Source organism: Pseudomonas sp. PDM19 (assembly GCF_014852215.1).
Lineage (GTDB): Bacteria > Pseudomonadota > Gammaproteobacteria > Pseudomonadales > Pseudomonadaceae > Pseudomonas.
Genome location: NZ_JACVBG010000003.1, coordinates 1,152,095 through 1,179,000, shown reverse-complemented (window position 1 = coordinate 1,179,000; position 26,906 = coordinate 1,152,095). Strand labels below are relative to the sequence as shown.

Genomic DNA, 26,906 nt, shown 5'->3' with positions numbered 1-26,906 from the left:
CCGCCGGACGCGCTGCGGGCCCCGTATTTCAGGGCCTTTAGAGGCCCTGTTCGACAAATTTCACTGCCAGCGCCAGAGCTTCGTCCAGCTTGCCGGCATCGACGCCACCGCCCTGGGCCATGTCCGGGCGACCACCGCCCTTCCCGCCCACGGCCGCCGCGGCCTGCTTCATCAGATCGCCCGCTTTCAGCCTGGCGGTCAGGTCCTGGGTCACGCCGGCAACCAGCACGACCTTCTCTTCGAACACGCCGCCCAGCAGGATCACGCCGCTGCCCAGCTTGTTCTTCAGCTGGTCGACCAGCGCCAGCAGCGCCTTGCCGTCCAGGCCATCAAGGCGCGAGGACAGCACCTTCACGCCACCGACGTCCACGGCAGAGCCCGCCAGATCGTCGCCGGCAGCGCTGGCAGCCTTGGCCTTCAGCTGTTCCAGCTCTTTCTCCAGCTGACGGTTGCGCTCGATCAGGCCGGAGAGCTTGTCCAGCAGGTTGTCGCGGCTGCCCTTGACCAGGCCGGCCGCTTCCTTGAGCTGCTCTTCGGCGCCGTTGAGGTAGGCCAGTGCAGCACCGCCAGTGACTGCTTCGATACGGCGCACGCCGGAAGCCACACCGCCTTCGCTGGTGATCTTGAACAGGCCGATGTCACCGGTGCGGGACACGTGGGTGCCGCCGCACAGCTCGACGGAGAACTTGCCGCCCATGCTCAGCACGCGGACCTGATCACCGTACTTCTCGCCGAACAGCGCCATGGCGCCCTTGTTCTTGGCGGACTCGATGTCGGTCTCTTCGGTCTCGACCTCGGAGTTCTTGCGGATTTCGCTGTTGACGATGTCTTCCAGCTGCTTCAGTTGCTCGGGCTTGATCGCCTCGAAGTGGCTGAAGTCGAAACGCAGGCGCTGGCTGTCGACCAGCGAGCCCTTCTGCTGGACATGATCGCCCAGCACCTGGCGCAGCGCGGCGTGCAGCAGGTGGGTAGCGGAGTGGTTCAGCGCAGTGGCCTGGCGCACGCCAGGCGCGACCTCGGCCTTCACGGCAGCGCCAACGGTCAGGCTGCCCTGGGCAACCACACCGTGGTGCAGGTGAGCGCCGCCAGCCTTGGTGGTGTCGCGCACGTCGAAGCGCACGCCGGCAGCCTCAAGGAAACCGCTGTCGCCAACCTGGCCGCCCGATTCGGCGTAGAACGGAGTCTGGTCGAGGACGACCACGCCCTCCTCGCCTTCACCCAGCTGCTCGACGGCCTTGCCGTCCTTGAACAGGGCGATGATCTGGCCGGCGCCGGAAACGCCCTGGTAGCCGAGGAAGCGGGTGTCGCCATCCACTTTCACCAGGCTGTTGTAGTCCATGCCGAAGGCGCTGGCGGAGCGGGCACGCTCGCGCTGGGCCTCCATCTCGCGCTCGAAGCCTTCCTCGTCGAGGGTCAGGCTGCGCTCGCGGGCGATGTCGTTGGTCAGGTCCACCGGGAAGCCATAGGTGTCGTACAGCTTGAACACCACGTTGCCGGGGATGACGCTGCCCTTGAGCTCGGACAGGTCCTGCTCGAGTATCTTCAGGCCCTGCTCCAGGGTCTTGGCGAACTGCTCTTCCTCGGTCTTGAGCACGCGCTCGATGTGCGCCTGCTGCTGCTTGAGCTCGACGAAGGCTTCGCCCATCTCGCCGACGAGGGCGGAGACGATCTTGTGGAAGAAGGTGCCCTTGGCGCCCAGCTTGTTACCGTGGCGGCAGGCGCGACGGATGATGCGGCGCAGCACGTAGCCACGGCCTTCGTTGGACGGCAGCACGCCGTCGGCGATCAGGAAGCCGCAGGAACGGATGTGGTCGGCAACGACTTTCAGCGACGGTGCGTCGTCGTTGGCGCAGCCGATGGCGTCGGCCGAAGCCTTCAGCAGGCTCTGGAACAGGTCGATCTCGTAGTTCGAGTGGACGTGCTGCAGCACGGCGCTGATCCGCTCAAGGCCCATGCCGGTGTCCACGCTCGGCGCCGGCAGCGGGTGCATGACGCCGTCCGCGGTGCGGTTGAACTGCATGAAGACGTTGTTCCAGATCTCGATGTAGCGGTCGCCGTCTTCTTCCGGCGAGCCGGGCGGGCCGCCCCAGATGTCGGCGCCGTGGTCGAAGAATATCTCGGTGCACGGGCCGCACGGACCGGTGTCGCCCATCGCCCAGAAGTTGTCCGAAGCGTAGGGAGCGCCCTTGTTGTCGCCGATGCGGACCATGCGCTCGGCGGGAATGCCGACTTCCTGGGTCCAGATGTCGTACGCCTCGTCATCGCTGGCATAGACGGTGACCCAGAGCTTTTCCTTGGGCAGGTTCAGCCACTTGTCCGAGGTCAGGAATTCCCAGGCGTAGGTGATGGCGTCACGCTTGAAATAGTCGCCGAAGCTGAAGTTGCCCAGCATTTCGAAGAAGGTGTGGTGGCGCGCGGTGTAACCGACGTTTTCCAGGTCGTTGTGCTTGCCGCCGGCACGCACGCACTTCTGGCTGGTGGTGGCGCGGGTGTAGGCGCGCTTTTCCAGGCCCAGGAAGCAATCCTTGAACTGGTTCATGCCTGCGTTGGTGAACAGCAGGGTCGGGTCGTTCGCGGGGATCAGCGAACTGGACGCTACGCGGGTGTGCCCCTTCTCTTCGAAGAAGCGGAGGAAGGCTTCACGGATTTCAGCGCTTTTCATAGGTTCTTCCACGGAAAAATGCGGCCACGAATCGCCGGCAAAGGGCCGCATTATATCGGCCCCGCATCAAGGTTGTAGTGTCTTTGCGCGATAGTTAACCCCTATCGCGCAATAATTTCTGTCAGGAACGACGAAAGGCGGCAAAAGCTTCGACGATACGCGGGATATCGGCGTTTTTCACATCCAGGTGGGTGACCAGCCGCAGGCGCGCCGCCGGGCTGACGCGAATGCCGCGTTCGGCCAGGTGCTCGCCCAGCGCGCCGGCCTGCTCGCCGATGCCGACGTAGACCATGTTGGTCTGCACCGGCTCGATGGCGTAGCCCAGTTCAGCCAGGCCACGGCCCAGCGCTTCAGCGTTGGCGTGGTCCTCGGCCAGGCGCTCGACCTGATGGTCCAGCGCATACAGCGCCGCCGCCGCGAGGCCACCGGCCTGACGCATGCCGCCGCCGACCATCTTGCGCAGGCGACGCGCGCGGCCGATCAACTCGGCATCGCCGCAGAGCACCGACCCCACCGGCGCGCCAAGGCCCTTGGACAAGCAAACAGAGACGGAGTCGAAGTGGCGGGTGATCTCGCTGGCATCAACGCCCAGCTTCACTGCCGCGTTGTACAGGCGCGCGCCGTCCAGGTGCAGCGCCAGGCCACGGCGGCGGGTCATTTCCCGTGCAGCGGCCAGATAGGTCAGCGGCAGGACCTTGCCCTGCATGGTGTTTTCCAGCGCCAGCAGGCGGGTGCGGGCGAAGTGGAAATCGTCCTGCTTGATCGCCGCCTCGACCTTGGCCAGGTCCAGCGAGCCGTCGGCTTCGCCATCGATGGGTTGCGGCTGGATCGAGCCCAGGACCGCGGCACCGCCGGCTTCATATTTATAGGTGTGCGCCTGCTGGCCGACGATGTACTCGTCGCCCCGGCCGCAATGGGCCATCAGGCCGAGCAGGTTACTCATGGTGCCAGTGGGCACGAACAGCGCGGCGGCGAAACCCAGGCGCTCGGCCAGGGTCGCTTCCAGGCGGTTCACCGTCGGGTCTTCGCCGTAGACGTCATCGCCCAGCTCGGCCCGCGCCATCGCCTCGCGCATGCCGGCGGTGGGCAGGGTCACGGTGTCGCTGCGAAGGTCGATGATGGACATGGCAAGGCTCCTCGGGCATCAGGCTCAAAGGGCCGATGCTAAGCGCTCGCCAGAGGGGAAACAAGGCGCGCGATGGGCGCGCGCCGGGGAGATCAGAGCTCGGTGGGAATGACCAGGATGCCGGCGCGCAGGCCGTTCTTCACCCGCGGGTTGGGGAAGATGATCCGCGCGCCCTGCTCTTCCACGATCCAGCGGGTGCCGCCGATGTCCTCGGCGAGCAGGAAGCCGTGGTCCAGCTCGGTGAAATTGTCCACCGCGTCGTCCAGGTGCAGGCGGAAGTGGTCGCTGTGCTTGATCACTTCGCGGGAGACCGCGAACAGTTGCAGGCCGTCGAGCTGTGCGCCGTCCGCTTCCTGACCGCTGATCACGCGCTGCAGCATCGCTTCGAGGCGATCGAGGTTCACCGCCTGGTTCTGCCCGAACGGCCGCGCCTTGCCCAGTTCCAGGGTGAACGCCTCGGCGCCGAGCTGGCTGTAGGTGTAGGCGCTGAAGGTGATGCCCGGCTTGCTTTGCAGCAGCACCGCATCGATGCCGGCACTGCGCAGGCGCGCCAGCTCGTCGCGGGAGTGCTCGCGGCCGCTGGCCCAGGGGTAGAGCGCGAACTGCTCGATCTTCGAACCCCGGATGGCCGTGTGCAGGTCGTAGTGCAAGCGCGGGCGGCCCTCACGGGCGAAGAATGCGGCAGCCAGACGCTCCAGCTCCGACGCACGCAGGGCCTCGTTGCCGCTGCCCTCCTCGTGGCGACCGCAGAACAGGCGGTTGATGTCCTGTTCCAGGTAACGCTCGCCACGGCGCATGGCCTCGGGATTGCCGAGCAGGAACAGCACCCGCGACGCCGGCTTCAGCTCGCCACGGGCGATGCGGTGCACCAGTCGGTCGAGCAGTTCGATGGGGGCCGTCTCGTTGCCGTGGATACCTGCCGAGAGCAGCAGGTCGCGGCCATTGTCGCGCGCCACCGGCGGAGTGACTTCGAGGGCGCCTTCAGCCAGCCAGTGCAGACGGGTGCCGTCCGCGGTGAGCTGAATCTTTTCCGTCGGCTCACGGCCGGCGAGGGTCAGTTCGAGCAGTTTGCCCAGAGCTAGCATGCGGACGCCTCCATCATTCCCCGCGGCCGGAGCGGCCACGGACTCCGCGATCAGTGGTGATGGTCACATCCACAGTCTGGACCATGTTCGTGGACTTCGGCGGCTTCCAGCTCGAGGCTCAGGCCCAACTGGTTCACCGCCTGCGGGCGCACCACCAGCAGCGGGATCTCGGCGTCGTCCTCATGGGAGTCGGCGTAGATCGTAAGGCCGCCCTTGCCGTCGGCCTCCAGCCACAGCTCGCGCCCTTCCAGGCGGATGGCCAGGCGCGCGGTGTGGGTCTCGCGGCGCTCGCCCTTGTTGTCTTCGAGAATCAGCGGGAGGCTTTCGGTCATGTCAGTTACTCAAATCTGCTGGAAGGGATAAACCGAGCCCAGTTTAAGGATCTGGCTCAATTCATCCAACGCCGTCCGGCACTCGACGAGCAATTGCGGATCGGCCAGGTCGGTTTCGGCCAGGCGATCGCGGTAATGCTTGTCGACCCAGGTGACCAAGGTGTCGTGCAGGGTCGGGGTCATGATCACGCCCGGATTGACCGCAACCAGCTCGGCGTCGCTGAGCGCCACGCGCAGGCGCAGGCAGGCGGGTCCACCGCCGTTCTGCATGCTCTGCTTGAGGTCGAACACCTTCACCTCGCGGATCGGGCCGTCCTCGGCGGTCAGACGCGAGAGGTATTGCCACACGCGCTCGTTCTTGCGGCACTCCTCCGGGACGATCAGCAGCATGTTGCCGTCGGCACGGGTGAGCAGCTGGCTGTTGAACAGGTAGGACTTCACCGCGTCCTCGACGGTGACCTGGTCGCGCGGCACGCACACGGCGCGGAAGCGACCGCCACGGCGCCCCAGCTTGTCGTGCAGCTCGGCAAGCACGCGCTCGGTGTCGAGGAAGGCGTCTTCGTGGTGGAACAGCACTTCGCCGTTGCCGACCGCGATCACGTCGTTGTGGAACACGCCCTGGTCGATTACCGCCGGGTTCTGCTGGGCGTAGACCACGCCGTCATCGCTCAGGCCGTGCAGGCGGGCGACCGCCTGGCAGGCTTCCAGGGTCTGACGCGCCGGGTAGCGCTGCGGTGCCGGGAAGCGGCTGTCGAAGGCGCTGCGACCGAACACGAAGAACTCGACGCCGGCCTCGCCATAGGATTTGCAGAAACGCGTGTGGTTGGCCGCGCCCTCATCGCCGAACTGGGCGACCGCCGGCAGCGCGGCGTGGTGGGCGAAGTGCTGCTCGTCATTGAACATCGCCGCGAGGATACGGCTGGTCTGCGGATGCTCGATGGAGCGGTGGAACTTGCAGTTCAGGTTGGCGGCGGTGAAGTGCACGCGGCCATCGGCCGTGTCGGCACCGGGGCTGACGGTGGCGGCGTTGGCGGTCCACATGCAGGACGCCGAGCTGACGGCGGCGAGCAGCGGCATGGCCTCTTTCGCCGCCCTGGCGATCACTTCGGCGTCGCTGCCGGAGAAGCCCAGGGCGCGCAGCGAGGCAACCGCCGGACGCTCCTGCGGGGCGAAAACGCCCTGCTTGAAGCCCATCTCCATCAGCGCCTTCATCTTCGACAGGCCCTGCTTCGCCGCTTCGCGCGGGTTGGACGCGGCCTGGCTGTTGCTCTGCGAGGCGACGTTGCCGTAGGACAGGCCGCCGTAGTTGTGCGTCGGCCCGACCAGACCATCGAAGTTCATTTCATAGGCGGTCATCACAGGCTCACTCCCGGAGTCAGGGTTGCAGGCAGGCTCAGGCTGTCGCTTTCCAGCGAGGCGACCGGGTACGCGCAGTAGTCGGCTGCGTAGTAGGCGCTAGGGCGGTGGTTGCCGGAGGCGCCGATGCCGCCGAACGGCGCGCTGCTGGCGGCGCCGGTCAGTTGCTTGTTCCAGTTGACGATGCCGGCGCGGCTCTCGATGAGGAAGTCCTCGTAGCGCTCGCGGGAGTCCGACAGCAGGCCGGCGGCGAGACCGTACTGGGTGGCGTTGGCTTCACGCACGGCGGCGTCGAAATCGGCATAGCGGATCACTTGCAGCAGCGGGCCGAAGAACTCTTCGTCCGGGCGCTCGCTGACGGCGCTCACGTCGAGGATGCCGGGAGTCAGCAGCGCGGCGGTGGCCAGCGGCTGGGTCATCGCCAGCAGCGGCTTGGCGCCCTTGGCCAGCAGTTGTTCCTGGGCCTTGATCAGGTGCTGCGCGGCGGCCAGCGAGATCACCGAGCCCATGAAGGGCGCCGGCTGCTCGTCGAAGGCGCCGACCTTGATGGTCGCGGCCACGGCCACCAGGCGCTCGATCAGCGCGTCGCCCCAGGCGCCCTGCGGGACCAGCAGGCGACGGGCGCAGGTGCAGCGCTGGCCGGCGGAAATGAAGGCGGACTGGATGATGGTATAGACGGCAGCATCCACGTCCTTCACTTCGTCGACGATCAACGGGTTATTGCCGCCCATTTCCAGCGCCAGGATTTTCTGCGGGCGACCGCCGAACTGGCTGTGCAGCAGGTTGCCGGTGCGGCTGGAGCCGGTGAAGAACAGGCCATCGATGTCGTCATTGCCCGCCAGAGCCACGCCGGTATCGCGGGCGCCCTGCACCAGGTTGATCACACCAGAGGGAATGCCCGACTCGATCCAGGCCTGCAGGGTCAGCTCGGCGACCTTGGGAGTCAGCTCGCTGGGCTTGAACACCACGGCATTGCCGGCCAGCAGGGCCGGCACGATGTGGCCGTTGGGCAGGTGGCCGGGGAAGTTGTACGGGCCGAACACGGCGACCACGCCATGGGGCTTGTGGCGCAGCACGGCGGTGGCGTCGGCCAGCGGGCCGCTCTTCTCGCCGGTACGCTCACGGAAGGCCTGGACCGAGATGGCGACCTTGTTGACCATGCTGGTCACTTCGGTGGCAGCTTCCCACAACGGCTTGCCGGTTTCCTCGCCGATGGCACGGGCGAGCTCCTCGGAACGGCCCTTGAGGGCAGCGGCAAAGCGCTCCAGCACGGCGATGCGCTCTTCCACCGGGCGACGGGCCCAGGCCGGGAAGGCATTGCGCGCGGCGGCGACGGCGGCAGCGACTTGCGACTCGGAAGCGGCGCGGCCGGACCAGACCAAGTTCTGGCTGACCGGGCACAGCGATTCCAGAGGCTCGCCTTCGCCCGCCAGCCACTGGCCGGCAATGTAGTGGGTATTCATCATCAGGCTCCCCTGACGCCAAGCGGCGTCAGTTGCGTTTTCCGGAGAGGGGCACCGCGCGGACCGAGGCCCCGGCGGACAGGCGCAGGCGCTTGGCGGTCTGCGCATCGACCACCAGTGAGCCGGCGGCCACGCGCGCCGGGGCCGCGGTGATACGGCACTCCTCGCGCTTGCGGTTGTGGATCAGGTAAGGCTCGGCGGCGTCGCCCGGCGTGCCGATCGCCAGCACCAGGTTCTGGCTGTCGGCAATGGCGCGGACCTTCTCGGTCGGCGCCTCGATGGCCGGGCCGGCGTCGAAGATGTCGACGTAGCCCTGATAGCTGAAGCCCTCGGCCTTGAGCATGGCCAGCGCCGGCTCGGTATCGGAGTGCACGCGGCCGATCACCGAGCGTGCCTCTTCCGAGAGGAAGCAGGTGTAGAGCGGGAACTTGGGCATCAGTTCGGCGATGAAGGCCTTGTTGCCCACGCCGGTCAGGTAGTCGGCCTGGCTGAATTCCATCTTGAAGAAGTGCCGGCCCAGGCTTTCCCAGAACGGCGAACGCCCGGCGGCATCGGACATGCCGCGCATCTCGGCGATCACCTTGTCACCGAACAGTTCGCGGAACTCGGCGATGAACAGGAAGCGCGCCTTGGACAGCAGGCGACCGTTCAGGCCGGCGCGATGATCGGCATGCAGGAACAGCGAGCACAGTTCGGACTGCCCGGTGAGGTCGTTGGCCAGGAACAGCGTGGGAATCTCGCGGTGGATACCCAGCTCCTGGGAGGCGCTGACGGTGAGGCCGACACGGTAGTTGTACCAGGGCTCGCGCAGGCCGACTGCGCCGGCCACGGCGGAGATGCCGACGACCTTGCCTTCGTCGTTCTCCAGCACGAACAGGTAGTCGGCATCGGCGCGCTCGGCTTCGCCGCGGAAGGCCTTCTCGGCCCAGCTCACACGGTGCTGCAGGCGCTGCTCGTTGGCCGGCAGCGTGGTCAGGCCGGTGCCGGTGCTGCGCGCCAGGTCAAACAGAGCCGGCAGGTCGGCACTGGTTACGGGACGGACGATCATGCTCTCTCCCCTCAGATCGCAACCAGGCGCACGCTGGCGCCCTCGCCGATGCCCAGGGCATCGGCGGTTTCCTGATTCAGGGTGACGGGCTTGCCCGGCACCCAGTCGAGTTCGGCGACAATGGCGCGGAAATCCTGCAACTGGCCGTTGGTGACGAGGTAACCACGGTTACCCTTGCCGCCCTCGCCAATACGCACCGGCACCTGCCGGCTTTGCGCGATGGAGCGGATGTTCGAGGTGCGCGCATGCAGCGCCGGGCCGCCATCGAAGATGTCCACGTAGTTCTCGGACTCGAAGCCGTCGCGCATCAGGATGTCGAAGGTGATCTGCGCACGCGGATGCACCTGGCCCATCGCCTCCTGCGCCTCGTCTGGCAGCAGCGGCACATAGATCGGGTAGTGCGGCATCAGCTCGGCGAGGAAGGTGCGGCTCTTCAGCCCGGAAAGCTTCTCGGCCTCGGTGTAGTCGAGGTCGAAGAAGTTGCGACCGATGGCGTTCCAGAACGGCGACTGGCCCTGATCGTCGCTGTAGCCGACGATCTCCACGACCACCGCATCGGCGAAGCGCTCCGGATGACTGGCCATGAACAGCAGGCGGCCACGGGAGTTGAGCTCGGCGATCGGCGTGTTCACCAGGTCGCGCTCGACGTAGAAGCTGGTCAGCAGGCTGTTGCCGGTAAGGTCATGGCACAGCGAGAGGACGTGGATCTTGTTGTGGATCTTCAGCTCGCGGGAAGCGTGCACGAAGGTCTCGTTGCGGAAGCTGTAGAACGGCTCGGAGAAACCGGCCGAGGCGACAATGGCCGAGCAGCCGACGAGGCGGCCGGTCTCACTGTCCTCGAGCACGAAGAAGTAGCTCTCTTCACCGTTGAAGCTCACTTCGGCGGTAAACGAAGCCTCCGAGGCAAGTATCTTCTCGCGCAGGCGTTCCGCGTCGTCCGGCAGCGACGTGACGCCGACCGGGCTGTCCGCGGCGAGACGCTGCACTTGCTGCAGGTCGGCCACTTGGGCGGGGCGCATCACCAGCATGGCGTCACTCCTCTAACCAGACAAAAATTGTGATTCTTGGTTGATGAATCATGGGCGCGACACGGCCTGTGCCGCGCACATAGGGGCATTCGAAGAACCGGCCGGGACGATCCGACCGGTTGAGCGGCGAGGCGCGGGCCCCGCCGGTTCAGCGTAGCCGGGGGATCAGCCGCGGGTCAGCTTGGCGATGGCGCGCTCGAGGCGATCCAGGCCTTCGTCGATGTCCGCGTCCGGGATCACCAGGCTGGGGGCGAAGCGCACCACGTCCGGGCCGGCCTGCAGGACCATCACGCCTTCCTTCTCGGCAGCGTTGAGCACGTCCTTGGCCTTGCCCTTGAAGGCATCGTTGAGCACCGCGCCGATCAGCATGCCCATGCCGCGGACCTGGGTGAAGATGCCGTACTCGGCGGCGATCTTTTCCAGGCGGACCTTGAAGCGCTCATGCTTGGCCTTCACGCCTTCGAGCACTTCCGGGGTATTGATCACGTCGAAGGCCGCGCCGGCGACCGCGCACGCCAGCGGGTTGCCGCCGTAGGTGGTGCCGTGGGTGCCGACGACCAGGTGCTCGGCGATCTTCGCGGTGGTCAGCATGGCGCCGATCGGGAAGCCGCCACCCAGGCCCTTGGCGCTGGAGAGGATGTCCGGATTCACGCCGTAGTACTGGTGGGCGTAGAGGTAGCCGATACGACCGAAGCCGCTCTGCACTTCATCGAAGATCAGCAGCGCGTTGTTCTCGTCGCACAGCTTGCGCACGCCTTCCAGGTAGGCCTGGTCGGCCGGCAGCACGCCGCTCTCGCCCTGCACCGGTTCGATGATCACGGCGCAGGTCTTGTCGGAGATGGCCGCCTTCAGGGCTTCCAGGTCGTTGAACGGGATGTGGGTGATGCCTTCGACCTTCGGGCCGAAACCATCGGAGTACTTGGCCTGGCCACCGACATTGACGGTGAACAGGGTACGGCCGTGGAAGCTGTTGACCATCGAGATGATCTCGTACTTCTCGGGGCCGTAGACGTCGTGGGCGTAGCGGCGCGCCAGCTTCAGCGCGGCTTCGTTGGCCTCGGCGCCGGAGTTGGCGAAGAACACGCGCTCGGCGAAGGTGGCGTCGATCAGCTTCTTGGCCAGGCGCAGGGCCGGCTCGTTGGTGAAGACGTTGGAGACGTGCCAGATCTTGCCGGCCTGCTCGGTCAGCGCCTGCATCAGCGCCGGATGGGTGTGGCCCAGGGAGCTGACCGCGATGCCGCCAGCGAAGTCCACCAGCTCTCGGCCGCTCTGATCCCAGACTCGGGAACCCTCGCCACGCACCGGAATGAAGGCAGCCGGCGAATAGTTGGGAACCATGACCTGGTCGAAGTCGGAGCGTTGGACCTGAGCTTGCGGAGCGGACATCGGTGTTCTCCTGCCTGGTTGAGGCGGCTATCGATGAATGGATTGTAGGGACGAACAGCGGGCCGTCATTGCCGCCATGCGACAACTTGTTATAGCGCCAACCCGCGAATTGCCGAGGCTTACGGAAATGCGACAGAAAGCGTCGGGAAGGCGCAGTGTAAGGCCTGCGGCCTGCTGCGGGTACAAGGAGGCGTGGAATTTGTTCGCTGCGCGAACGGGGGAAAAAGGAATAAGGCAGGAAGGGGCTTTTATGCAGGAGCAAGGGGGCGCCTGGCCCTTGCTCGCCAACTGCGCAACAAGAAAGTATCAGGTAAACCTTGTAGGGCGGATAACCTGTTCCAGGTTATTCGCCCTACGCTCCCCGTGCCAGCCACCGAAGGATGGATACATGCTGATCAACGGAATCGAATACCGAATTCAATTCGCTTCGGACGTCAATCCACGAGATGGACTGGGGCTAGAGTGCTGGGCCGATAACGTGCCGATACTGGAGATTTTCCGGGACGACAGGAATCAGCGCTACGTCGTGAATCTGTTTCAGCAAGATGTTCCGCTGGAAATCCTCGAAGCACTCATACCTACGGCCAGGAAGGAGTTGGGCGATTTCATGCCGTAGGTTGCATCAGCCGCGCTCGGTGGCGACCGGCGCGGCTTCGGCGGCGCCCTGGCCGCGGCGCTGGTTGCGATCTTCGCGCGGGGTCACGCCAAAGAAGTTGCGGTAGGCGCTGGAGAAGTGCGGGCCGCTGGAGAAGCCGCAGGACAGGCCGATCTGGATGATCGACTTGCTGGTCTGCATGAGCATCTGCCGCGCGCGGTTCAGGCGCAGCTCCAGGTAGTACTGGCTGGGCACGCGGGTCAGGTACTGCTTGAAGATGCGCTCCAACTGGCGGCGCGAGACGCACACGTGCTGGGCGATCTCGTCGGTGGTCAGCGGCTCCTCGATGTTCGCCTCCATCAGCAGCACCGCCTGGGTGAGCTTCGGGTGACTGGAGCCCAGGCGGTTCTTCAGCGGGATGCGCTGGCGTTCGGAACCTTCGCGGATGCGCTCCACCACCAGCTCTTCGGAGACTGCGCCCGCCAGCTCCGCACCATGGTCGCGGGACAGCACGGCCAGCAGCAGATCGAGCACCGCCATGCCGCCGCAGGCACTGAGTCGATCACGGTCCCACTCGAACAGGTGGTTGGTGGCGATGACCTTGGGGTAACGCTCGGTGAAATCGTCGTGCCAGCGCCAGTGCACAGCGGCGCGGTAACCGTCGAGCAGACCCAGCTGCGCCAGCGGGTAAATACCGGCGGACAATGCTCCGATGCTCACACCGCTGCGCGACAGCTGCTTGAGTACGGCAGCCAGTGGCGCGGGGACCGTCTGCGGAATCTCGTCGGCGACCAGGAATATCCGCTGGCACTGCTCCAGCACACCGTTCCAGGCCTGCCCCGGCAAGCGCCAGCCATCGGCCTCGGCCACCGGCTCGGCGCTCATGAACACCGGCTCGTAGAGCGCTTCGGGATGCAGTCGGCGGGCGACCCGCAGGGCCTCCTCGGCCAGACCGAGGGTCAGCGCCCGCGTGTGCGGCCAGAGGAGGAATCCGATGCGTTGTGCGGTCATGCGATCAGGTCACCAGGCGACTGTAACGGACAGCTTACTTCAAGCTGCCGGAAAGGAACTGCTTGAGGCGTTCGGATTGCGGATTGGCCAGGACTTCCTTCGGGCAGCCCGCCTCTTCCACCAGGCCCTTGTGCAGGAACACCAACTGGTTGGAAACCTCGCGGGCGAAGCCCATCTCGTGGGTCACCACCACCATGGTGCGGCCTTCCTGGGCCAGGTCCTGCATCACGCGCAGGACTTCGCCGACCAGCTCGGGGTCGAGCGCCGAGGTCGGTTCGTCGAACAGCATGACTTCCGGCTCGACCGCCAGGGCACGGGCGATGGCCACGCGCTGCTGCTCACCGCCGGACATGTGGGCCGGGTAGGCATCCTTGCGGTGCGCCACGCCGACTTTCGCCAGGTAGTGCTCGGCCTTTTCCAGTGCCTCTTTCTTCGATACGCCCAGCACATGGACCGGCGCTTCGATGACGTTTTCCAGGGCGCTCATGTGCGACCACAGGTTGAAGTGCTGGAACACCATCGACAGGCGCGAGCGCATGCGCTGCAGCTGCTTGGCGTCGGCAGCCTTGAGCGCGCCGTCCTTGTTCGGCACGAGCTTGAGCTCTTCGCCGTTGAGCAGGATCTTGCCCGCATGGGGCTGTTCGAGCAGGTTGATGCACCGCAGGAAGGTGCTCTTGCCCGAGCCGGAGGAGCCGATGATGCTGATCACGTCGCCCGCTTTCGCCGCCAGGGAGACGCCCTTGAGCACCTCGTGGGTGCCGTAGCGCTTGTGCAGGTCCTGGATTTCCAGTTTGTACATGGTGTCGGTTCTCGAATTCAGTCGTTGATCAGCCGGCCCTTGCGGAACGGCTCACGCCCGGCCACCTTGGCCAGCCAAAGCCCCGGCTGGGCGTAGCGCCCACGCTCGATGGCGAACAGCACGCCGGAAGTCCCGGCGCGAACAATGCTGACCTGGTCGTTCAGTGGGTCGACCACCTCGAACAGTGCGTCGCCCATCTCCACCCACTCCCCCGCCTTGCGCAGGAAACTCACCACGCCAACGTGGGGTGCGTAGAGGTATTCGGTGCCTTCGAAGGGCATGCCCTCGCAGCATTCGGCCGGTGCCGCCGGCCAGTCGCCGGCGATCAGACCCTGCTCGGCTAGGAAGCCGAGGATGGCCTCGGCATTGGCCTGCCCCTGGTCGACGCGGGTATCGCCCACGCCGCCCAGTTCGACGGTGGTCGCCAGGCACGCGAGCGGAATTGCCGCCTGCGGGAAGGCCTGCGCCAGGCGCAGCCAGGGCAGCGAACAGGATTCGTCGAAGGAACTGCCGCCGGAATCTTCGGCAAGCAGAGCGACGCCGGCTTTCAGACGCGCTGCCAGGGACTTCCAGCGCGGCCAGTGCTGCGGGATCGCGTAGACGTGGATGGCGGCGTCGAAGTCGCAGTGCAGGTCGAGCACCACTTCGGCGTCGCAGGCGTGGCGCAGCAGGATGCGCTGCATGCCCTGCAGCTCGGACGAGGCCGGCGGCAGCGCGTCGAGGCCATCTCGCATGGCCTGGCGGATCAGCTCGACGTTGGCAGCTTCATCGGCGCCCAGTTGGTCGCCGACACGCTCGGCAACCAGAGCGCTCAGCTCGACGAAATCGCGGTTGAAGTTCTTCCCGCTGCCAAACTCGAAACGGCCCAGATGGCTGGCCTGCAGGGTCTGGCCCAGGCCGATGGGGTTGGCCACCGGCACCAGCTCGACGACGCAGTTCAGTTGCCCGCGCGACTCGAGGTCGGCCAAGCGCTGCTTGAGCTCCCAGGCGGTGCGCATGCCCGGCAGCTCGTCGGCGTGCAGACTGGACTGGATGTAGACCTTGCGCGGGCCCGTGCCGTAGCGGAAAACGCTCAGGCGGCGCTCGCTACCCAGGCTGCTCCACGGCAGCAGATGATCGATACGTTCCACGGTGTATTCCTCAGTGCTTGCGCGGCGCGAGATAGGCCAGCCAGCGGCGCTCGGCCAGCTTGAACAGGCGCACCAGGGTGAAGGTCATGATCAGGTAGAAGATGCCGGCGGTGATGAACGCCTCGAACGGCAGGTAGTACTGCGAGTACACGGTGCGCGCGGCGCCGGTGATGTCCACCAGGGTCACGATGGACGCAAGGCTCGTGGTCTGCAGCATCATGATCACTTCGTTGCTGTACTGCGGCAGCGCGCGGCGCAGGGCCGAGGGCAGCAGGATGCGGCGGTACAGCTTGAGCCGCGACATGCCCATGGCCTTGGCGGCTTCGATCTCGCCGTGCGGGGTGGCGCGGATGCTGCCGGCGAGGATCTCGGCGGTGTAGGCGCTGGTGTTGATGGCAAAGGCTGCGCAGGCGCAGAAGGTGGCGTTGGACAGCAGCGGCCACATCGCGCTCTCGCGTACCGCCTCGAACTGTGCCAGGCCGTAATAGATGAGGAACAGCTGCACCAGCATCGGGGTGCCGCGGATCACATAGGTGTAGAGCCAGGCCGGGAGGTTCACCGCCGGGTTCTTCGAGCAGCGCATCAGCGCCAGCGGCACTGCCGCCAGCAGGCCGAAGAACAGCGAGATCGCCAGCAGCTTGAGGGTCACCAGCAGACCGCTGAAGTAGAGCGGCAGGCTGTCCCAGATGACGGAGAAGTCGAAAATCATGATCAGGCTCCCGGTCTCAAAGCTCGGCGACTTTCACGCCGACCGAATAGCGGCGTTCGAGCATGCGCAGCAGCACCAGGGAAACACTGGTGACCACCAGGTACAGCGCCGCCACGGCGAGGAAATAGGTGAAGGGTTCGCGGGTGGCGTCCGAGGCCTGCTTGGCCTTGAACATCATGTCCTGCAGGCCGACCACGGAGATCAGCGCGGTGGCCTTGACCAGCACCAGCCAGTTGTTGGTGAAGCCGGGAATGGCCAGGCGGATCATCTGCGGCACCTGGATGCGGAAGAACACCTGAAGCGGGCTCATGCCGTAGGCGAAGCCGGCCTCGCCCTGCCCTTTCGGGATGGCCATGAAGGCGCCACGGAAGGTCTCTGACAGGTAAGCACCGAAGATGAAGCCCAGAGTGCCGACGCCGGAGGCGAAGGGGTTGAGGTCGATGTAGTCGTCATAGCCGACCATGGGCGCGATCCAGTTCACCGCAGCCTGGCCGCCGTAGAAGATCAGCAGGATCAGCACGAGGTCCGGTACGCCGCGGATCACGGTGGAATAGAGGTCGCCGCACCAGGCCAGCCACTTCACCGGCGACAGGCGGATGGCCGCGCCGAGCAGACCCAGCGCGATCGCCAGGGCCATCGACAGCAGGGACAGCTGAAGCGTCAGCCAGGCACCATCGACGATGGTGGCTCCGTAGCCATTGAGCATAATTTCGTACCTCGTGAAACCGGACGCCGCCCGCAACGACACGGACGCTCAGGGCGAGCGCGACTGCAGGCTCACCCCCAATAAAAAAGTGGCACAAACTTCAGGATCAGGCCTGGGTCTGTGCCACTTCTGGACGTGGATCAGTTCTCGCCGTAGACGTCGAACTTGAAGTACTTGTCCTGTACTTCCTTGTACTTGCCGTTGGCACGGATGCCGGCGATGGCCGCGTTGAATTTCTCGGTCAGGGCGGTATCGCCCTTGCGCACGGCGATGCCGGCACCACCACCGAAGTACTTCGGATCGTTGTATTCCGGACCTACGAAGGCGTAGCCCTTGCCGGCGTCGGTTTTCAGGAAGCCGTCGTCGAGGTTGACCGAGTCGGCCATGGTCGCGTCGATGCGGCCGGAGACCAGGTCCATGTTGGCTTCGTTCTGCGAGTTGTAACGCACGACTTCGATGCCAGCCGGGGCCAGGACGTCGGTGGCGTAGCGGTCATGGGTGGAGGCGCGCAGCACACCGACCTTCTTGCCCTTCAGGTCCGCCAGCGGATCGTTCAGGGTCACGCCTTCCTTCATCACGAAGCGCGCGGGGGTGTGGTAGTACTTGTTGGTGAAGTCCACGGACTTCTTGCGCTCGTCGGTGATGGTCATGGACGAGAGGATGGCGTCGATCTTGCGAACCTTCAGTGCCGGGATCAGGCCGTCGAACTCCTGCTCGACCCAGGTACATTTGACCTTCATCTCTTCGCACAGGGCGTTGCCGATATCCACGTCGAAACCGGCGAGCTTGCCGTCGGGAGTCTTGAAGGAGAAAGGCGGATAGCCGGCTTCGATGCCGATGCGGACCGGCTTGTCGTCAGCGTGGGCAACCAGGGAAAGCGCGGACAGGGCCAGCGCACCGAGAAGTGCAAACTTCTTCATCAGTAACTCCTTCGAGGGTAGGGCTTCGATTGGCAGGAGAAAGGGGTTGGCCCAGGCTGCCCGTGCAGAAGTGAAGGTTATTGTTCGTCTGCGCATTGCTGGCGCGATTCTTGTGAAAAGCGCGCCTACCGGGGTGAGCGGCATTCTAGCGACAGCCCCGGAGCGGTTATTTCTTCAATGCGACAAGTAATTATAGAAGCGCTGGAGACAGAGCCCCGGCGGCTTGACGGCGCGGATTTTACGTGATCTGAAAGCGAGTAGTAAAACCCAATTTACCTGCAGTAATTGGGCCATAAATACCAGGCCTCAGTCCCTGCGCGGGGTGCGCGATATTGACTCATTCCGCACGGACAGAAAAGACGCACCGAAGCTGTGCGAAATGTTTCCTGGCGCCTCATTTTGTCGCAGGGAAATGTTACCGGTGGGAGGGAAACACACTGCAGGAGCAGCCGCTCAAGTCTAAATCGGCACTGAAGGCAACCTGTGCGTAGGGCGCATAACCCGGAACGGGTTATCCGCCGATGCCACGACGGCGGATAACGCTGACGCGGTATGCACCCTACGGTCTGCCCGATCCATGCCGGAATTGATGGGTATCGCTGCGCTCCACGCCATCCTACGTTCGAGCTCCGCCAGGGCTTGCATCCGGTAAAGACGAAGAAATGAAAAACGCCCCGGCAAGCGGGGCGTTTTTCATCGGGCGGCGGATCAGGCCGCGCGCATGGCCTGGTGCGTGTCGATCAAGTGCTGCACCACACCCGGATCAGCCAGGGTGGAGATGTCACCCAGGGTGTCGTACTCGGCCGTGGCGATCTTGCGCAGGATGCGGCGCATGATCTTGCCCGAGCGGGTCTTCGGCAGGCCGGGCGCCCACTGGATCACATCCGGGGTGGCGATCGGGCCGATTTCCTTGCGCACCCAGGCACGCAGTTCCTGGCGCAGTTGCTCGTTGCTTTCCTCGCCGGCATTCAGGGTGACGTAGACATAGATGCCCTGCCCCTTGATGTCGTGCGGTACGCCAACCACCGCGGCCTCGGCCACTTTCGGGTGGGCAACCAGGGCGCTCTCGATCTCGGCGGTGCCCATGCGGTGACCGGAGACGTTGAGCACGTCATCCACGCGGCCGGTGATCCAGTAGTAGCCGTCTTCGTCGCGACGGGCGCCGTCGCCGGTGAAGTACATGCCCTTGAAGGTCTTGAAGTAGGTGTCCACGTAGCGGTCGTGGTCGCCGTACAGGGTGCGCGCCTGGCCCGGCCAGGAGTCCAGGATCACCAGGTTGCCCTCGGTGGCCCCTTCCAGGATGTTGCCCAGGTTGTCCACCAGCGCCGGCACCACGCCGAAGAACGGCTTGGCAGCGGAGCCCGGCTTAAGGCCGTGGGCGCCCGGCAGCGGGGTCATCAGGCAGGCGCCGGTTTCGGTCTGCCACCAGGTGTCGACGATAGGGCAGCGCGACTGGCCAACGGTCTCGTAGTACCACTGCCAGGCTTCCGGGTTGATCGGCTCGCCCACCGAACCCAGCAGGCGCAGGCTGGAGCCGTCGGCGCCTTCGACCGCGGCCTTGCCCTCGGCCATCATGGCGCGGATGGCGGTCGGGGCGGTGTAGAGGATGTTGACCTTGTGCTTGTCGACGATCTTCGCGACGCGGGAGATGTCCGGGTAGTTCGGCACGCCCTCGAACAGCACGGTGGTCGCGCCGTTGGCCAGCGGGCCATAGACGACGTAGGTGTGACCGGTGACCCAGCCGATGTCGGCGGTGCACCAGAAGACTTCACCCGGGCGGTAGTCGAACACCCGCTCATGGGTCAGCGAGGCGTAGACCAGGTAGCCGCCGGTGGTGTGCAGCACGCCCTTGGGCTTGCCGGTGGAGCCGGAGGTGTAGAGGATGAACAGCGGGTCCTCGGCGCCCATTTCCTTCGGTGCGCAGGTGGAGCCGGCGACCTTCATCAGGTCCTCGAACCACACGTCGCGGTGCTGGTTCCACTTGATGTCCGAACCGGTGCGCTTGCAGACGATGATCTTCTGCACGCTGTTGGTTTCCGGGTTGGTCAGGGCGTCGTCGACGTTGGCCTTGAGCGGGGTCTTCTTGCCACCGCGCAGACCTTCGTCGGCAGTGATCACCACCTTGGAACGGCAGTCGATGATGCGGCCGGCCAGGGCTTCGGGGGAGAAGCCGCCGAACACCACGGAATGGATCGCACCGATGCGGGCGCAGGCCAGCATGGCGACCACGGCTTCCGGGATCATCGGCATGTAGATGGTCACCACGTCGCCACGGTGCACGTCCTGGCCGCGCAGGGCGTTGGCGAACTTGCAGACCTGCTCGTGCAGCTCGCGGTAGGTGATTTCACGGTGCTCGGAAGGATCGTCGCCTTCCCAGATGATGGCGAGCTGGTCGCCCCGCTCGGCCAGGTGGCGGTCGAGGCAGTTGTAGGAGAGGTTCAGGGTGCCATCGGCGAACCACTTGATGTCCACGTGGTGATCGTCGAAGGAGGTCTGCTTGACCTTGGTGAACGGCTTGATCCAGTCAATGCGCTGGGCCTGTTCGCGCCAGAAGCCGTCGGGGTTGACCACCGACTGCTGGTACAGCTTCTTGTAGGTGGCCTCGTCGGTCAGAGTGGTCGCGGCCACTTCGGGACGCACGGGGTACACGGATGCCGCTGTCATGGCGTTTTACCTCGGTGAAGAGTGTTGTTTTTGTTGCCCTAAGTTGTAACGGCGACACCCTCTCCCGAACCATACGACCATGGTCTTACCAATCCTTAGTCTTAGTGATGAGCCCCATAAGCCGTTGTTTTGGCAACGGACTCATGGGGCCGCGACAACCTGTCACATGCCAAGGGCGTGGGGCAGCGCCAGCGAGATGTAAGGCACGTAGGTCACCAGCATCAGGAACAGCAGCAGGATCATCAGCCACGGCAGTGCCGCGCGGATGGTCGAGCCCAGCGGCAGGCCGGTGACCGCCGAGGTGACGAACAGGTTGAGCCCCACCGGCGGGTGCACCAGACCGATCTCCATGTTCACCACCATGACGATGCCGAGGTGGATCGGGTCGATCCCCAGGCGCATGGCGATGGGGAAGAAGATCGGCGCCAGGATCAGCACGATGGCCGAGGGCTCCATGAAGCTGCCGGCCACCAGCAGCACCACGTTGACCATCAGCAGGAAGCCGATCGGCGTCAGCCCCTCCTGCATCACCCACTCGGTGATCTGCTGGGGAATCTGCTCGGTGGTCAGCACGTGGGCGAAGAGCATGGCGTTGGCGATGATGAACATCAGCATGATGCTCAGCCGCCCGGAGTCCACCAGCACCTTGGGGCAGTCGCGCAGGCGCATGTCCTTGTAGACGAACAGCGCGACGAAGGCCGAGTAGACGGCCGCCACCGCCGCCGCCTCGGTAGGCGTGAACAGCCCGGAGTAGATGCCGCCGAGGATGATCACCAGCAGCAACAGGCCCCAGATCGCCCGGCGTGCGGCGGACAGCCATTCGCGCAGGCTGGCGCGCGGTTGCGCCGGCAGCTTCTTCACCCGCGCGACGATATAGATCACCACCATCAGGATCACGCCCAGCAGCAGGCCCGGCACCACGCCGGCGACGAACAGCTTGCCCACCGAGGTCTCGGTGGCGGCGGAATACACCACCATGACGATCGACGGCGGGATCAGGATGCCCAGGGTGCCGGCGTTGCAGATGATCCCGGCGCCGAACTCGCGCGGGTAGCCCGAACGCACCATGCCGGCCACGGCAATCGAGCCCACCGCCGCCACGGTCGCCGGCGAGGAACCCGACAGCGCGGCGAACAGCATGCAGGCCAGCACCGCCGCGATCGCCAGGCCGCCACGGATGTGGCCGACGCAGGCATTGGCGAAGTCGATCAGCCGGCGGGCCACGCCGCCGGTGGTCATGAAGGCGCCGGAAAGCAGGAAGAACGGGATCGCCAGCAGCGTGTAGGCCTCGGAGGTCTCGAACAGCTTGATCGCCAGCGAACGTACCGAGTCAGGGCTGAACAGCAGGATCGTCAACGCACCGGACAGGCCCAGGGAAATGGCGATGGGCACGCCGATGAACATGAAGACGAAGAGCAGGAGGAACAGGATCATCACGGTCATGGACGGCTCTCCGCGGCTTCTTCACCGGCCAGCTTCGAGGCTTCCGCGGCCTCGTCGGCGAGGCCCAGGCCGAGCTGGCGGCCGCGCAACAGGTTGACGAGGATTTCCAGGTAGCGCAGGACCACCAGGCCGAAGCCGATGGGCACGATCACCGCGATGTAGGCCTGGAGGATGCCGAAATGGTCGAGGTCTTCCGCACCGATGCCGGCGATGAACAAGGTCTTCACCCAGTCGAAACTGGCGACCATGAACAGCCCGGCGTAGCCCAGGCAGCAGAGGCAGGCGAGCACGCCGATGCAGCGCTGTACCGGGCGCGGCGCCAGCCGCACCAGCGCGTCCACGCCCAGGTGGCCGGCGGTGCGCACGCCATAGGCGATGCCGAAGAAGATCAGCCAGCCGAACAGCGCCTTGGTCAGCGCGTTGCTCCAGGACATGTCCTGGGCGACGCCGAGAATCGCATCGCCGATGGCGTAGAGCGGCCCCTGCAACGATGGCAGGCGGTCGCCCAGGTCATAGAACAGGGTGAAGACGTTGGTCATCACCACGTAGACGAAGGTCACCAGCGTCATGGCCGCCAGCAGGAAGGCGATGGCGCCTTCCTCGAAGTGGTTCCAGACGCGCACGAGTCGGTTCATCGAAAGTTCTCCACAACGGAACATCCGCACACAGCCCTGCCAGCCGGCGGGGCCGGGTGGATCAATGGGGACGGTTGGAGGCTTCGGCGGCCTGGAGGAAATCGGCGCCGACGTTGTCGCGGAATTTCTGCCACACCGGCTGCATCGCCTCGCGCCAGTCGGCGCGCTGCTGCGCGGTGAGCGGGTGGATCTCGCTGGTGCCGCTGGCGAGGATGCGCTGGCGGGCGTCGCGGTTCAGCCGCTCGGCTTCCTGGTTCACCTTCACGGTGACCTCGGCCATGATCCTTTCCAGCTCGGTGCGCAGGTCCGGCGGCAGGCCGTTCCAGAACTTCGCATTGGTGATCACCATGTAGTCCACCAGGCCGTGGTTGGACTCGGTGAAGTACTTCTGCACCTCGTTGACCTTCTGGCTCTCGTAGTTCGACCAGGTGTTCTCGGTGCCATTCACCACGCCGGTCTGCAGGCCCTGGTAGACCTCGGCGAAGGACATCTTGCGGGAGATCGCACGCAGCTCGCGGAACTGCTCGTTGAGCACGTCGGAGGCCTGCACGCGGAACTTCAGTCCGCGCGCATCGCCCGGCTCGAGCAGCAGGCGATTGGCCGACAGCTGCTTCATCCCGTTGTGCCAGTAGGCGAGGCCGAGGATGCCCTTGCCCTGCATGCTGGTCAGCAGGCTCTGGCCCTGCGGGCTGCGCTGGAAGTTGTCGACGGCGTCGATGTCGTCGAAGAGGAACGGCAGGTCGAAGATCTGCACCTTGCGGGTGTACTGCTCGAACTTGGCCAGTGACGGCGCGAGCATCTGCACGTCGCCCAGCAGCAGCGCTTCCATTTCCTTGCCGTCGCCGTACAGCGAGGAGTTCGGGTAGACCTCCACGCGCACCCGGCCGGGCAGGCGCTCCTCGGCCAGGCGCTTGAACATCAGCGCGCCCTGCCCCTTGGGCGTGTTCTCCGCGACCACGTGGGCGAACTTGATCACTATCGGCTCATTGGCAGCCGGCGGTTCATCGGCAGCCTGACTGGCAGAAGCGCAGGCCAACGCCAGGACGGCGAGCAACGCCCGCCCCATGGTTGTAAACATCGCGTCACCCTCAATTTGTTCTTGTGCTTGCGAGGTGAGCCTGGCGACAGGCTCGCAACGAGACTGACGCAAATAGTCGCGTTCGGAGAATTCGTCTTTTCCCAAAGCGGCGTTCGACACAGCGGAACGCAAGGTACGAAAAAACGCGCCCGGCAGATGCCGGGCGCGGTGAGGTTCAAAGGCTCAGGACAGCGGAATGGCGCGTCAGCCGGGCACTTGGGTGCGATGATCGAGCATCATCCGTTCGTGCTCCTCGAGCATGCCGGGCACGCAATCACGGAGGAACTCCACCCAGGTGCGGATCTTCGCGTCGAGGTACTGGCGCGACGGATACAGCGCATAGACGTTGAGGTGGAACAGGCTGTAGTCGGGCAGCACGCGCACCAGGCTGCCGTCCTTCAGGCCCTGCACAGCGGAGTACACCGGCAGCGCGCCGATACCCATGCCGGCACGTACCGCCTCGGTCATGGCGTCAGCGGTGTTGACCTGGAAATGCGTCTGGTTGATGCCGACCATTTCCTGGCCGTCGGGGCCGTCGAACAGCCACTTGTCCAGCGACATCACCGAGTTCACCAGGCGCAGGCAACGGTGATCGGTCAGCTCGCCGAGTTGCTTGGGCAGGCCATGGCGCGCCACATAGTCGGGCGACGCGCAGAGCACGCTGTAGGTCTTGCCGATGCGCTTGGAGACGAAGCCCGAATCAGGTAACTCCTGGGCGATGACCACGGAGATGTCGTAGCCCTCGTCGAGGATGTCGGTGATGCGGTTGGCCAGGGTCAGGTCGAAGGTGACCTCCGGGTAGATCTCGCAGTACTGCGAGATCGCACGGATCAGGTAGTGCTGACCGATACCGGTCATGGCATGCACCTTCACCTTGCCGTGGGGCCGGGCATGGGCGTCGCCCGCTTCGGCTTCGGCCTCCTCGATGTAGCCGAGGATCTGCTGGCAGCGCTGCAGGTAGCGCTGGCCGGCTTCGGTGAGGGCGATGCGGCGGGTGGTTCGGTGCAGCAGGCGGGTGCGCAGGTGTGCTTCGAGCTTGGCCACCGTCCGCGAGACGTAGGCGGTGGTGAGGTCCATGCGCTGGGCAGCGGCGGTGAAGCTGCCGGTCTCGGCGACACAGACAAAGGCACGCATGTTGTGCAGCAGGTCCATCATTTCTCCAAAAGAGCCTGTCCACGCCACGGCGGGCGGCCTCTGCAACGGCGCTCGGGCGAGCAACGCCTTGTTACAGACTCATGACAGGCGGCGAATTGTCGCATACCTGTCGCGACGGGATTATTGTCCTTTCAGGCAACAATAATTCATCCAACCGTCAGCTTATCCTGCCCCCCGGCGCACTTCTAGAATCGCCCTCCCCAACGCGGCCCGCCGCGACACCCCAGGATTCGCACCCGTGCTCCGCCTTTCGTGCAACGTGCTGCCACCCCTTCGCTCGGCCTCAGAACTACAGGGTTGTCCAAACCCGTCCGCCGCCTGCCAAGAAAAGCCCGACCACCGCCTGCCGAGATAAGCCCGATGAGCAGTCTGTCCGTGCGCCTGCCCAAGGCCGCCGCGGTGCGCTTCGCCCTGTCCGACTGGGCGCACACCGACGGCGTTACCTGGATGTTTATCCTCAAGGCGCTGATCACCGCCTTCACCGCGCTATGGCTGGCCTACCGCCTTGAGCTGCCGCAGCCCAACACCGTGCTGGTGAGCGCCTTCATCGTGCTGCAGCCGCAGAGCGGCCAGGTGCTGGCGAAGAGTTTCTACCGCATCCTCGGTACGCTGGCCGGGCTCACAGTGATGGTTACCTTCATTGCCCTGTTCGCCCAGGAGCGCGTGCTGTTCCTGCTCTGCGTGGCAATCTGGGTCGGCCTGTGCACTGCGGGCGCGGCGCGCTACCGGGATTTCCGCGCCTACGCCTGCCTGCTCGCCGGCTACACCGCGGTGATGATCGGCATCCCCGCCACCCTGCACCCCGAGGGCGCCTTCATGCAGGCGCTGTGGCGGGTGATCGAGATCACCCTGGGGATTCTCTGCACCGGCGTGGTCAGCGCCGTGGTCCTGCCGCAGACCAGCACCGCCGCCCTGCGCAACGCGCTGAACACCCGCTTCGGCGACTTCGCCGGCCTCGCCAGCGCGGGCCTCAACGGCACGCTGGAGCGCGAGCGCTTCGAGCAGGCCAGTGCGCGCATCGCCGCCGAAGTGGTGGGTCTGGAAAGCCTGCGCAACGTCACTGCCTTCGAAGACCCGCACATGCGTCTGCGCAGCGGCCGCCTGGCGCGGCTGAACAGCGAGTTCATGCAACTGACCACACGCTTCCATGCACTGCAGCGGTTGCTCGACCGCCTGCGCGAACGCCAGGCCAGCAACGTGCTGGAAGTGCTGATGCCGTGCCTGATCGATGTCAGCGAGCTGCTCGCCAGCTGGCACGGCCGGCCGCTAAGCGAAGCGGATGCCGAGCGCCTGAGCGTGCAACTCGAACTCTGCAAGCATCACCTCATGCCCCGCATCCGCGAAGCCCGCGCCAACCTCGGCCACACCTGCCCGCGGGAAGCCGACCAGCTGGATTTCGAGACGGCTGCCGAACTGCTCTACCGCTTCGCCGACGATATGCACAACTACGCCCAGACCCACGCCTCGCTCGCCGCGCACAAGCACGAACGTGAGCAGTGGAAGGAGCGCTTCACACCCAAGGCCAACGCCCTCGCCGCCGCCGTCGCAGGGTTCCGTTGTGCGCTGCTGGTGATAGTCGGCGGGGTATTCTGGATCGAGACCTCCTGGCTGAGCGGAGCCACCTTCGCGCTGACCTCGGTGCTGATCGCCGCGCTCTCCTCCGCCTCGCCGAATCCCAAGCGGCTATCGCTGCAACTGACCCTTGGCACGCTGCTCGGCGCCACGCTCGGCTTCATCCTGACCTTCCGCGTGCTGCCGCACATCGACGGCTTCCCGCTGCTGTGCTTCGTACTCTCGCCGGTATTCGCCCTGGGCGCCTTCCTGATCACCCGGCCCAAGTGGAGCGGCTACGGCGTGGGCCTGCTGGTGTGGTTCTGCATCGCCTCGCTGCCGGCCAACGTGGCGCGTTACGACGCCTACACCTTCATCAACGAATACCTGGCGATGCTGCTGTCGATGGGCATGGCCGTGGTCGCGGCCATCGTCATCCTGCCGCCGAACCGGCCGTGGCTGTGGGAGCGCCTGGAAGCCGAGCTGCGCCTGCGCGTAGTGCGGGTGATCAGCGATCCGCTGAGGGGTCTGTCGTCGAATTTCGAAAGTGGTACCCGCGACCTGCTGAACCAGGCCTATGGGTTATCCACAGGCCGTCCGGATGTGCAGCGCCGGCTGCTGCGCTGGACCTTCCAGGTGCAGGAGATCGGCCTGTCGATCATCGAGCTGCGCCGCGAACAGGAAGCCCTGCCGAAGGAGCCCTGGTACGCCGAGCGCATGCCCTGGCGCCGGGCGATCCGCGCGCTGGGCCGGGCGCTGATCCGGCTGTTCATCCAGCCCAGCGAGAGCAACCGCCAGCGCGCCCTGGCGGCAGTGGAACACGCCATCCATGCCACGCGCACCACGGATGATCGCCGCCCGCCGCACTTCGACTCATCGCCCCTGCGCCGGGTGTGCAGCTACCTGCACTTCATCCGCACTTCGCTGCTCGACCCGCAGTCGCCGCTGCGCGATTGAGGGCGCCCATGTTCGCGAGCAAGCTCGCTCCTACGAAGACCCCAAGCTGCATGCGGGACATATAGGA

Annotated in this window: 22 protein-coding genes; 2 read left to right on the top strand and 20 right to left on the bottom strand. The window is 65.4% G+C overall.

Annotation, left to right across the window (positions count from 1 at the left end; genetic code table 11):
* Window positions 1-37 precede the first annotated feature (37 nt).
* From alaS to IB273_RS21325, 9 genes are all read right to left on the bottom strand, one after another.
* A complete protein-coding gene (gene alaS, locus IB273_RS21365) occupies window positions 38-2,662 on the bottom strand; it encodes an alanine--tRNA ligase (protein ID WP_192210141.1) in 2,625 nt (874 codons plus the stop codon).
* 121 nt (window positions 2,663-2,783) lie between these two features.
* Window positions 2,784-3,788, bottom strand: a complete 1,005-nt coding sequence (ltaE, locus tag IB273_RS21360; RefSeq protein WP_081517977.1) for a low-specificity L-threonine aldolase — start codon at window positions 3,786-3,788, stop codon at window positions 2,784-2,786.
* Window positions 3,789-3,880: 92 nt separating this feature from the next.
* Window positions 3,881-4,873: a succinylglutamate desuccinylase gene (gene astE / locus IB273_RS21355; RefSeq protein WP_192224962.1), complete on the bottom strand. Its 993-nt coding sequence runs from the start codon at window positions 4,871-4,873 to the stop codon at window positions 3,881-3,883.
* 50 nt (window positions 4,874-4,923) lie between these two features.
* On the bottom strand, window positions 4,924-5,205 hold the full coding sequence (locus IB273_RS21350) for a GTPase (protein ID WP_026078911.1): 282 nt from the start codon (window positions 5,203-5,205) through the stop codon (window positions 4,924-4,926).
* Window positions 5,206-5,214: 9 nt separating this feature from the next.
* Entirely contained in the window at window positions 5,215-6,561 is a 1,347-nt protein-coding gene (astB, locus tag IB273_RS21345) for an N-succinylarginine dihydrolase (protein WP_151186379.1), read from the bottom strand.
* Window positions 6,561-8,027 (bottom strand): succinylglutamate-semialdehyde dehydrogenase, encoded by a 1,467-nt coding sequence (gene astD / locus IB273_RS21340; RefSeq protein ID WP_192224961.1) that lies wholly within the window; start codon window positions 8,025-8,027, stop codon window positions 6,561-6,563. The genes astB and astD overlap by 1 nt, the downstream gene beginning before the upstream one ends.
* Window positions 8,028-8,052: 25 nt before the next feature.
* Window positions 8,053-9,072: an arginine N-succinyltransferase gene (gene astA, locus IB273_RS21335; RefSeq protein WP_192224960.1), complete on the bottom strand. Its 1,020-nt coding sequence runs from the start codon at window positions 9,070-9,072 to the stop codon at window positions 8,053-8,055.
* Window positions 9,073-9,083: 11 nt separating this feature from the next.
* Window positions 9,084-10,100 carry an arginine/ornithine succinyltransferase subunit alpha gene (aruF, locus tag IB273_RS21330; protein ID WP_081517972.1) on the bottom strand — a complete coding sequence of 339 codons (1,017 nt, stop codon included), beginning with the start codon at window positions 10,098-10,100 and terminating at the stop codon, window positions 9,084-9,086.
* Between the two features lie 165 nt (window positions 10,101-10,265).
* The gene (locus IB273_RS21325) at window positions 10,266-11,486 is read right to left on the bottom strand and encodes an aspartate aminotransferase family protein (protein ID WP_081517971.1); all 1,221 of its coding nucleotides are present in this window, start codon (window positions 11,484-11,486) and stop codon (window positions 10,266-10,268) included.
* A 388-nt stretch (window positions 11,487-11,874) separates the two neighbouring features.
* On the opposite strand from IB273_RS21325, the gene IB273_RS21320 reads away from it, so the two are divergent.
* The gene (locus tag IB273_RS21320; protein ID WP_151186377.1) at window positions 11,875-12,102 is read left to right on the top strand and encodes a hypothetical protein; all 228 of its coding nucleotides are present in this window, start codon (window positions 11,875-11,877) and stop codon (window positions 12,100-12,102) included.
* 6 nt (window positions 12,103-12,108) lie between these two features.
* On the opposite strand, the gene argR is transcribed toward IB273_RS21320, so the two are convergent.
* The 11 genes from argR to IB273_RS21265 all read right to left on the bottom strand — a co-directional run bounded on the left by argR (window position 12,109) and on the right by IB273_RS21265 (window position 24,328).
* Entirely contained in the window at window positions 12,109-13,092 is a 984-nt protein-coding gene (argR, locus tag IB273_RS21315; RefSeq protein WP_081517970.1) for a transcriptional regulator ArgR, read from the bottom strand.
* Between the two features lie 34 nt (window positions 13,093-13,126).
* Window positions 13,127-13,891: an arginine/ornithine transport ATP-binding protein AotP gene (gene aotP, locus IB273_RS21310; RefSeq protein WP_015476463.1), complete on the bottom strand. Its 765-nt coding sequence runs from the start codon at window positions 13,889-13,891 to the stop codon at window positions 13,127-13,129.
* A 17-nt stretch (window positions 13,892-13,908) separates the two neighbouring features.
* Window positions 13,909-15,021, bottom strand: coding sequence for a succinylglutamate desuccinylase/aspartoacylase family protein (locus IB273_RS21305; RefSeq protein ID WP_192224959.1), 1,113 nt, complete (start codon window positions 15,019-15,021; stop codon window positions 13,909-13,911).
* Between the two features lie 10 nt (window positions 15,022-15,031).
* Window positions 15,032-15,730, bottom strand: coding sequence for an ABC transporter permease (locus tag IB273_RS21300; RefSeq protein WP_081517968.1), 699 nt, complete (start codon window positions 15,728-15,730; stop codon window positions 15,032-15,034).
* A gap of 16 nt (window positions 15,731-15,746) precedes the next feature.
* Complete coding sequence (locus tag IB273_RS21295; protein ID WP_081517967.1) at window positions 15,747-16,436, bottom strand: ABC transporter permease; 690 nt, start codon at window positions 16,434-16,436, stop codon at window positions 15,747-15,749.
* Window positions 16,437-16,576: 140 nt separating this feature from the next.
* The gene (locus IB273_RS21290) at window positions 16,577-17,356 is read right to left on the bottom strand and encodes an ABC transporter substrate-binding protein (protein ID WP_192224958.1); all 780 of its coding nucleotides are present in this window, start codon (window positions 17,354-17,356) and stop codon (window positions 16,577-16,579) included.
* Window positions 17,357-18,064: 708 nt separating this feature from the next.
* Complete coding sequence (gene acs, locus IB273_RS21285; protein WP_138215132.1) at window positions 18,065-20,020, bottom strand: acetate--CoA ligase; 1,956 nt, start codon at window positions 20,018-20,020, stop codon at window positions 18,065-18,067.
* A 162-nt stretch (window positions 20,021-20,182) separates the two neighbouring features.
* Entirely contained in the window at window positions 20,183-21,463 is a 1,281-nt protein-coding gene (dctM, locus tag IB273_RS21280) for a C4-dicarboxylate TRAP transporter large permease protein DctM (RefSeq protein ID WP_192224957.1), read from the bottom strand.
* Window positions 21,460-22,098 carry a TRAP transporter small permease gene (locus tag IB273_RS21275; RefSeq protein WP_192224956.1) on the bottom strand — a complete coding sequence of 213 codons (639 nt, stop codon included), beginning with the start codon at window positions 22,096-22,098 and terminating at the stop codon, window positions 21,460-21,462. The genes dctM and IB273_RS21275 overlap by 4 nt, the downstream gene beginning before the upstream one ends.
* 61 nt (window positions 22,099-22,159) lie before the next feature.
* The gene (locus IB273_RS21270) at window positions 22,160-23,176 is read right to left on the bottom strand and encodes a TRAP transporter substrate-binding protein (RefSeq protein WP_151186373.1); all 1,017 of its coding nucleotides are present in this window, start codon (window positions 23,174-23,176) and stop codon (window positions 22,160-22,162) included.
* A gap of 204 nt (window positions 23,177-23,380) precedes the next feature.
* A complete protein-coding gene (locus IB273_RS21265; RefSeq protein WP_192224955.1) occupies window positions 23,381-24,328 on the bottom strand; it encodes a LysR family transcriptional regulator in 948 nt (315 codons plus the stop codon).
* A gap of 363 nt (window positions 24,329-24,691) precedes the next feature.
* Here IB273_RS21265 and IB273_RS21260 point away from each other — a divergent pair, with 363 nt between their 5' ends.
* The gene (locus tag IB273_RS21260) at window positions 24,692-26,839 is read left to right on the top strand and encodes an FUSC family protein (RefSeq protein ID WP_192224954.1); all 2,148 of its coding nucleotides are present in this window, start codon (window positions 24,692-24,694) and stop codon (window positions 26,837-26,839) included.
* Window positions 26,840-26,906: the final 67 nt, after the last annotated feature.

What these genes read in the sequence shown, in the direction of transcription:
- IB273_RS21290 (WP_192224958.1), bottom strand. Translation starts at nt 17,356, where the DNA reads ATGAAGAAGTTTGCACTTCTCGGTGCGCTGGCCCTGTCCGCGCTTTCC.
- IB273_RS21265 (WP_192224955.1), bottom strand. Translation starts at nt 24,328, where the DNA reads ATGGACCTGCTGCACAACATGCGTGCCTTTGTCTGTGTCGCCGAGACC.
- IB273_RS21325 (WP_081517971.1), bottom strand. Translation starts at nt 11,486, where the DNA reads ATGTCCGCTCCGCAAGCTCAGGTCCAACGCTCCGACTTCGACCAGGTC.
- aotP (WP_015476463.1), bottom strand. Translation starts at nt 13,891, where the DNA reads ATGTACAAACTGGAAATCCAGGACCTGCACAAGCGCTACGGCACCCAC.
- acs (WP_138215132.1), bottom strand. Translation starts at nt 20,020, where the DNA reads ATGACAGCGGCATCCGTGTACCCCGTGCGTCCCGAAGTGGCCGCGACC.
- IB273_RS21260 (WP_192224954.1), top strand. Translation starts at nt 24,692, where the DNA reads ATGAGCAGTCTGTCCGTGCGCCTGCCCAAGGCCGCCGCGGTGCGCTTC.
- dctM (WP_192224957.1), bottom strand. Translation starts at nt 21,463, where the DNA reads ATGACCGTGATGATCCTGTTCCTCCTGCTCTTCGTCTTCATGTTCATC.
- astD (WP_192224961.1), bottom strand. Translation starts at nt 8,027, where the DNA reads ATGATGAATACCCACTACATTGCCGGCCAGTGGCTGGCGGGCGAAGGC.
- IB273_RS21350 (WP_026078911.1), bottom strand. Translation starts at nt 5,205, where the DNA reads ATGACCGAAAGCCTCCCGCTGATTCTCGAAGACAACAAGGGCGAGCGC.
- IB273_RS21300 (WP_081517968.1), bottom strand. Translation starts at nt 15,730, where the DNA reads ATGATTTTCGACTTCTCCGTCATCTGGGACAGCCTGCCGCTCTACTTC.
- argR (WP_081517970.1), bottom strand. Translation starts at nt 13,092, where the DNA reads ATGACCGCACAACGCATCGGATTCCTCCTCTGGCCGCACACGCGGGCG.
- aruF (WP_081517972.1), bottom strand. Translation starts at nt 10,100, where the DNA reads ATGCTGGTGATGCGCCCCGCCCAAGTGGCCGACCTGCAGCAAGTGCAG.
- IB273_RS21275 (WP_192224956.1), bottom strand. Translation starts at nt 22,098, where the DNA reads ATGAACCGACTCGTGCGCGTCTGGAACCACTTCGAGGAAGGCGCCATC.
- ltaE (WP_081517977.1), bottom strand. Translation starts at nt 3,788, where the DNA reads ATGTCCATCATCGACCTTCGCAGCGACACCGTGACCCTGCCCACCGCC.
- IB273_RS21270 (WP_151186373.1), bottom strand. Translation starts at nt 23,176, where the DNA reads ATGTTTACAACCATGGGGCGGGCGTTGCTCGCCGTCCTGGCGTTGGCC.
- astA (WP_192224960.1), bottom strand. Translation starts at nt 9,072, where the DNA reads ATGATCGTCCGTCCCGTAACCAGTGCCGACCTGCCGGCTCTGTTTGAC.
- alaS (WP_192210141.1), bottom strand. Translation starts at nt 2,662, where the DNA reads ATGAAAAGCGCTGAAATCCGTGAAGCCTTCCTCCGCTTCTTCGAAGAG.
- astE (WP_192224962.1), bottom strand. Translation starts at nt 4,873, where the DNA reads ATGCTAGCTCTGGGCAAACTGCTCGAACTGACCCTCGCCGGCCGTGAG.
- IB273_RS21295 (WP_081517967.1), bottom strand. Translation starts at nt 16,436, where the DNA reads ATGCTCAATGGCTACGGAGCCACCATCGTCGATGGTGCCTGGCTGACG.
- astB (WP_151186379.1), bottom strand. Translation starts at nt 6,561, where the DNA reads ATGACCGCCTATGAAATGAACTTCGATGGTCTGGTCGGGCCGACGCAC.
- IB273_RS21320 (WP_151186377.1), top strand. Translation starts at nt 11,875, where the DNA reads ATGCTGATCAACGGAATCGAATACCGAATTCAATTCGCTTCGGACGTC.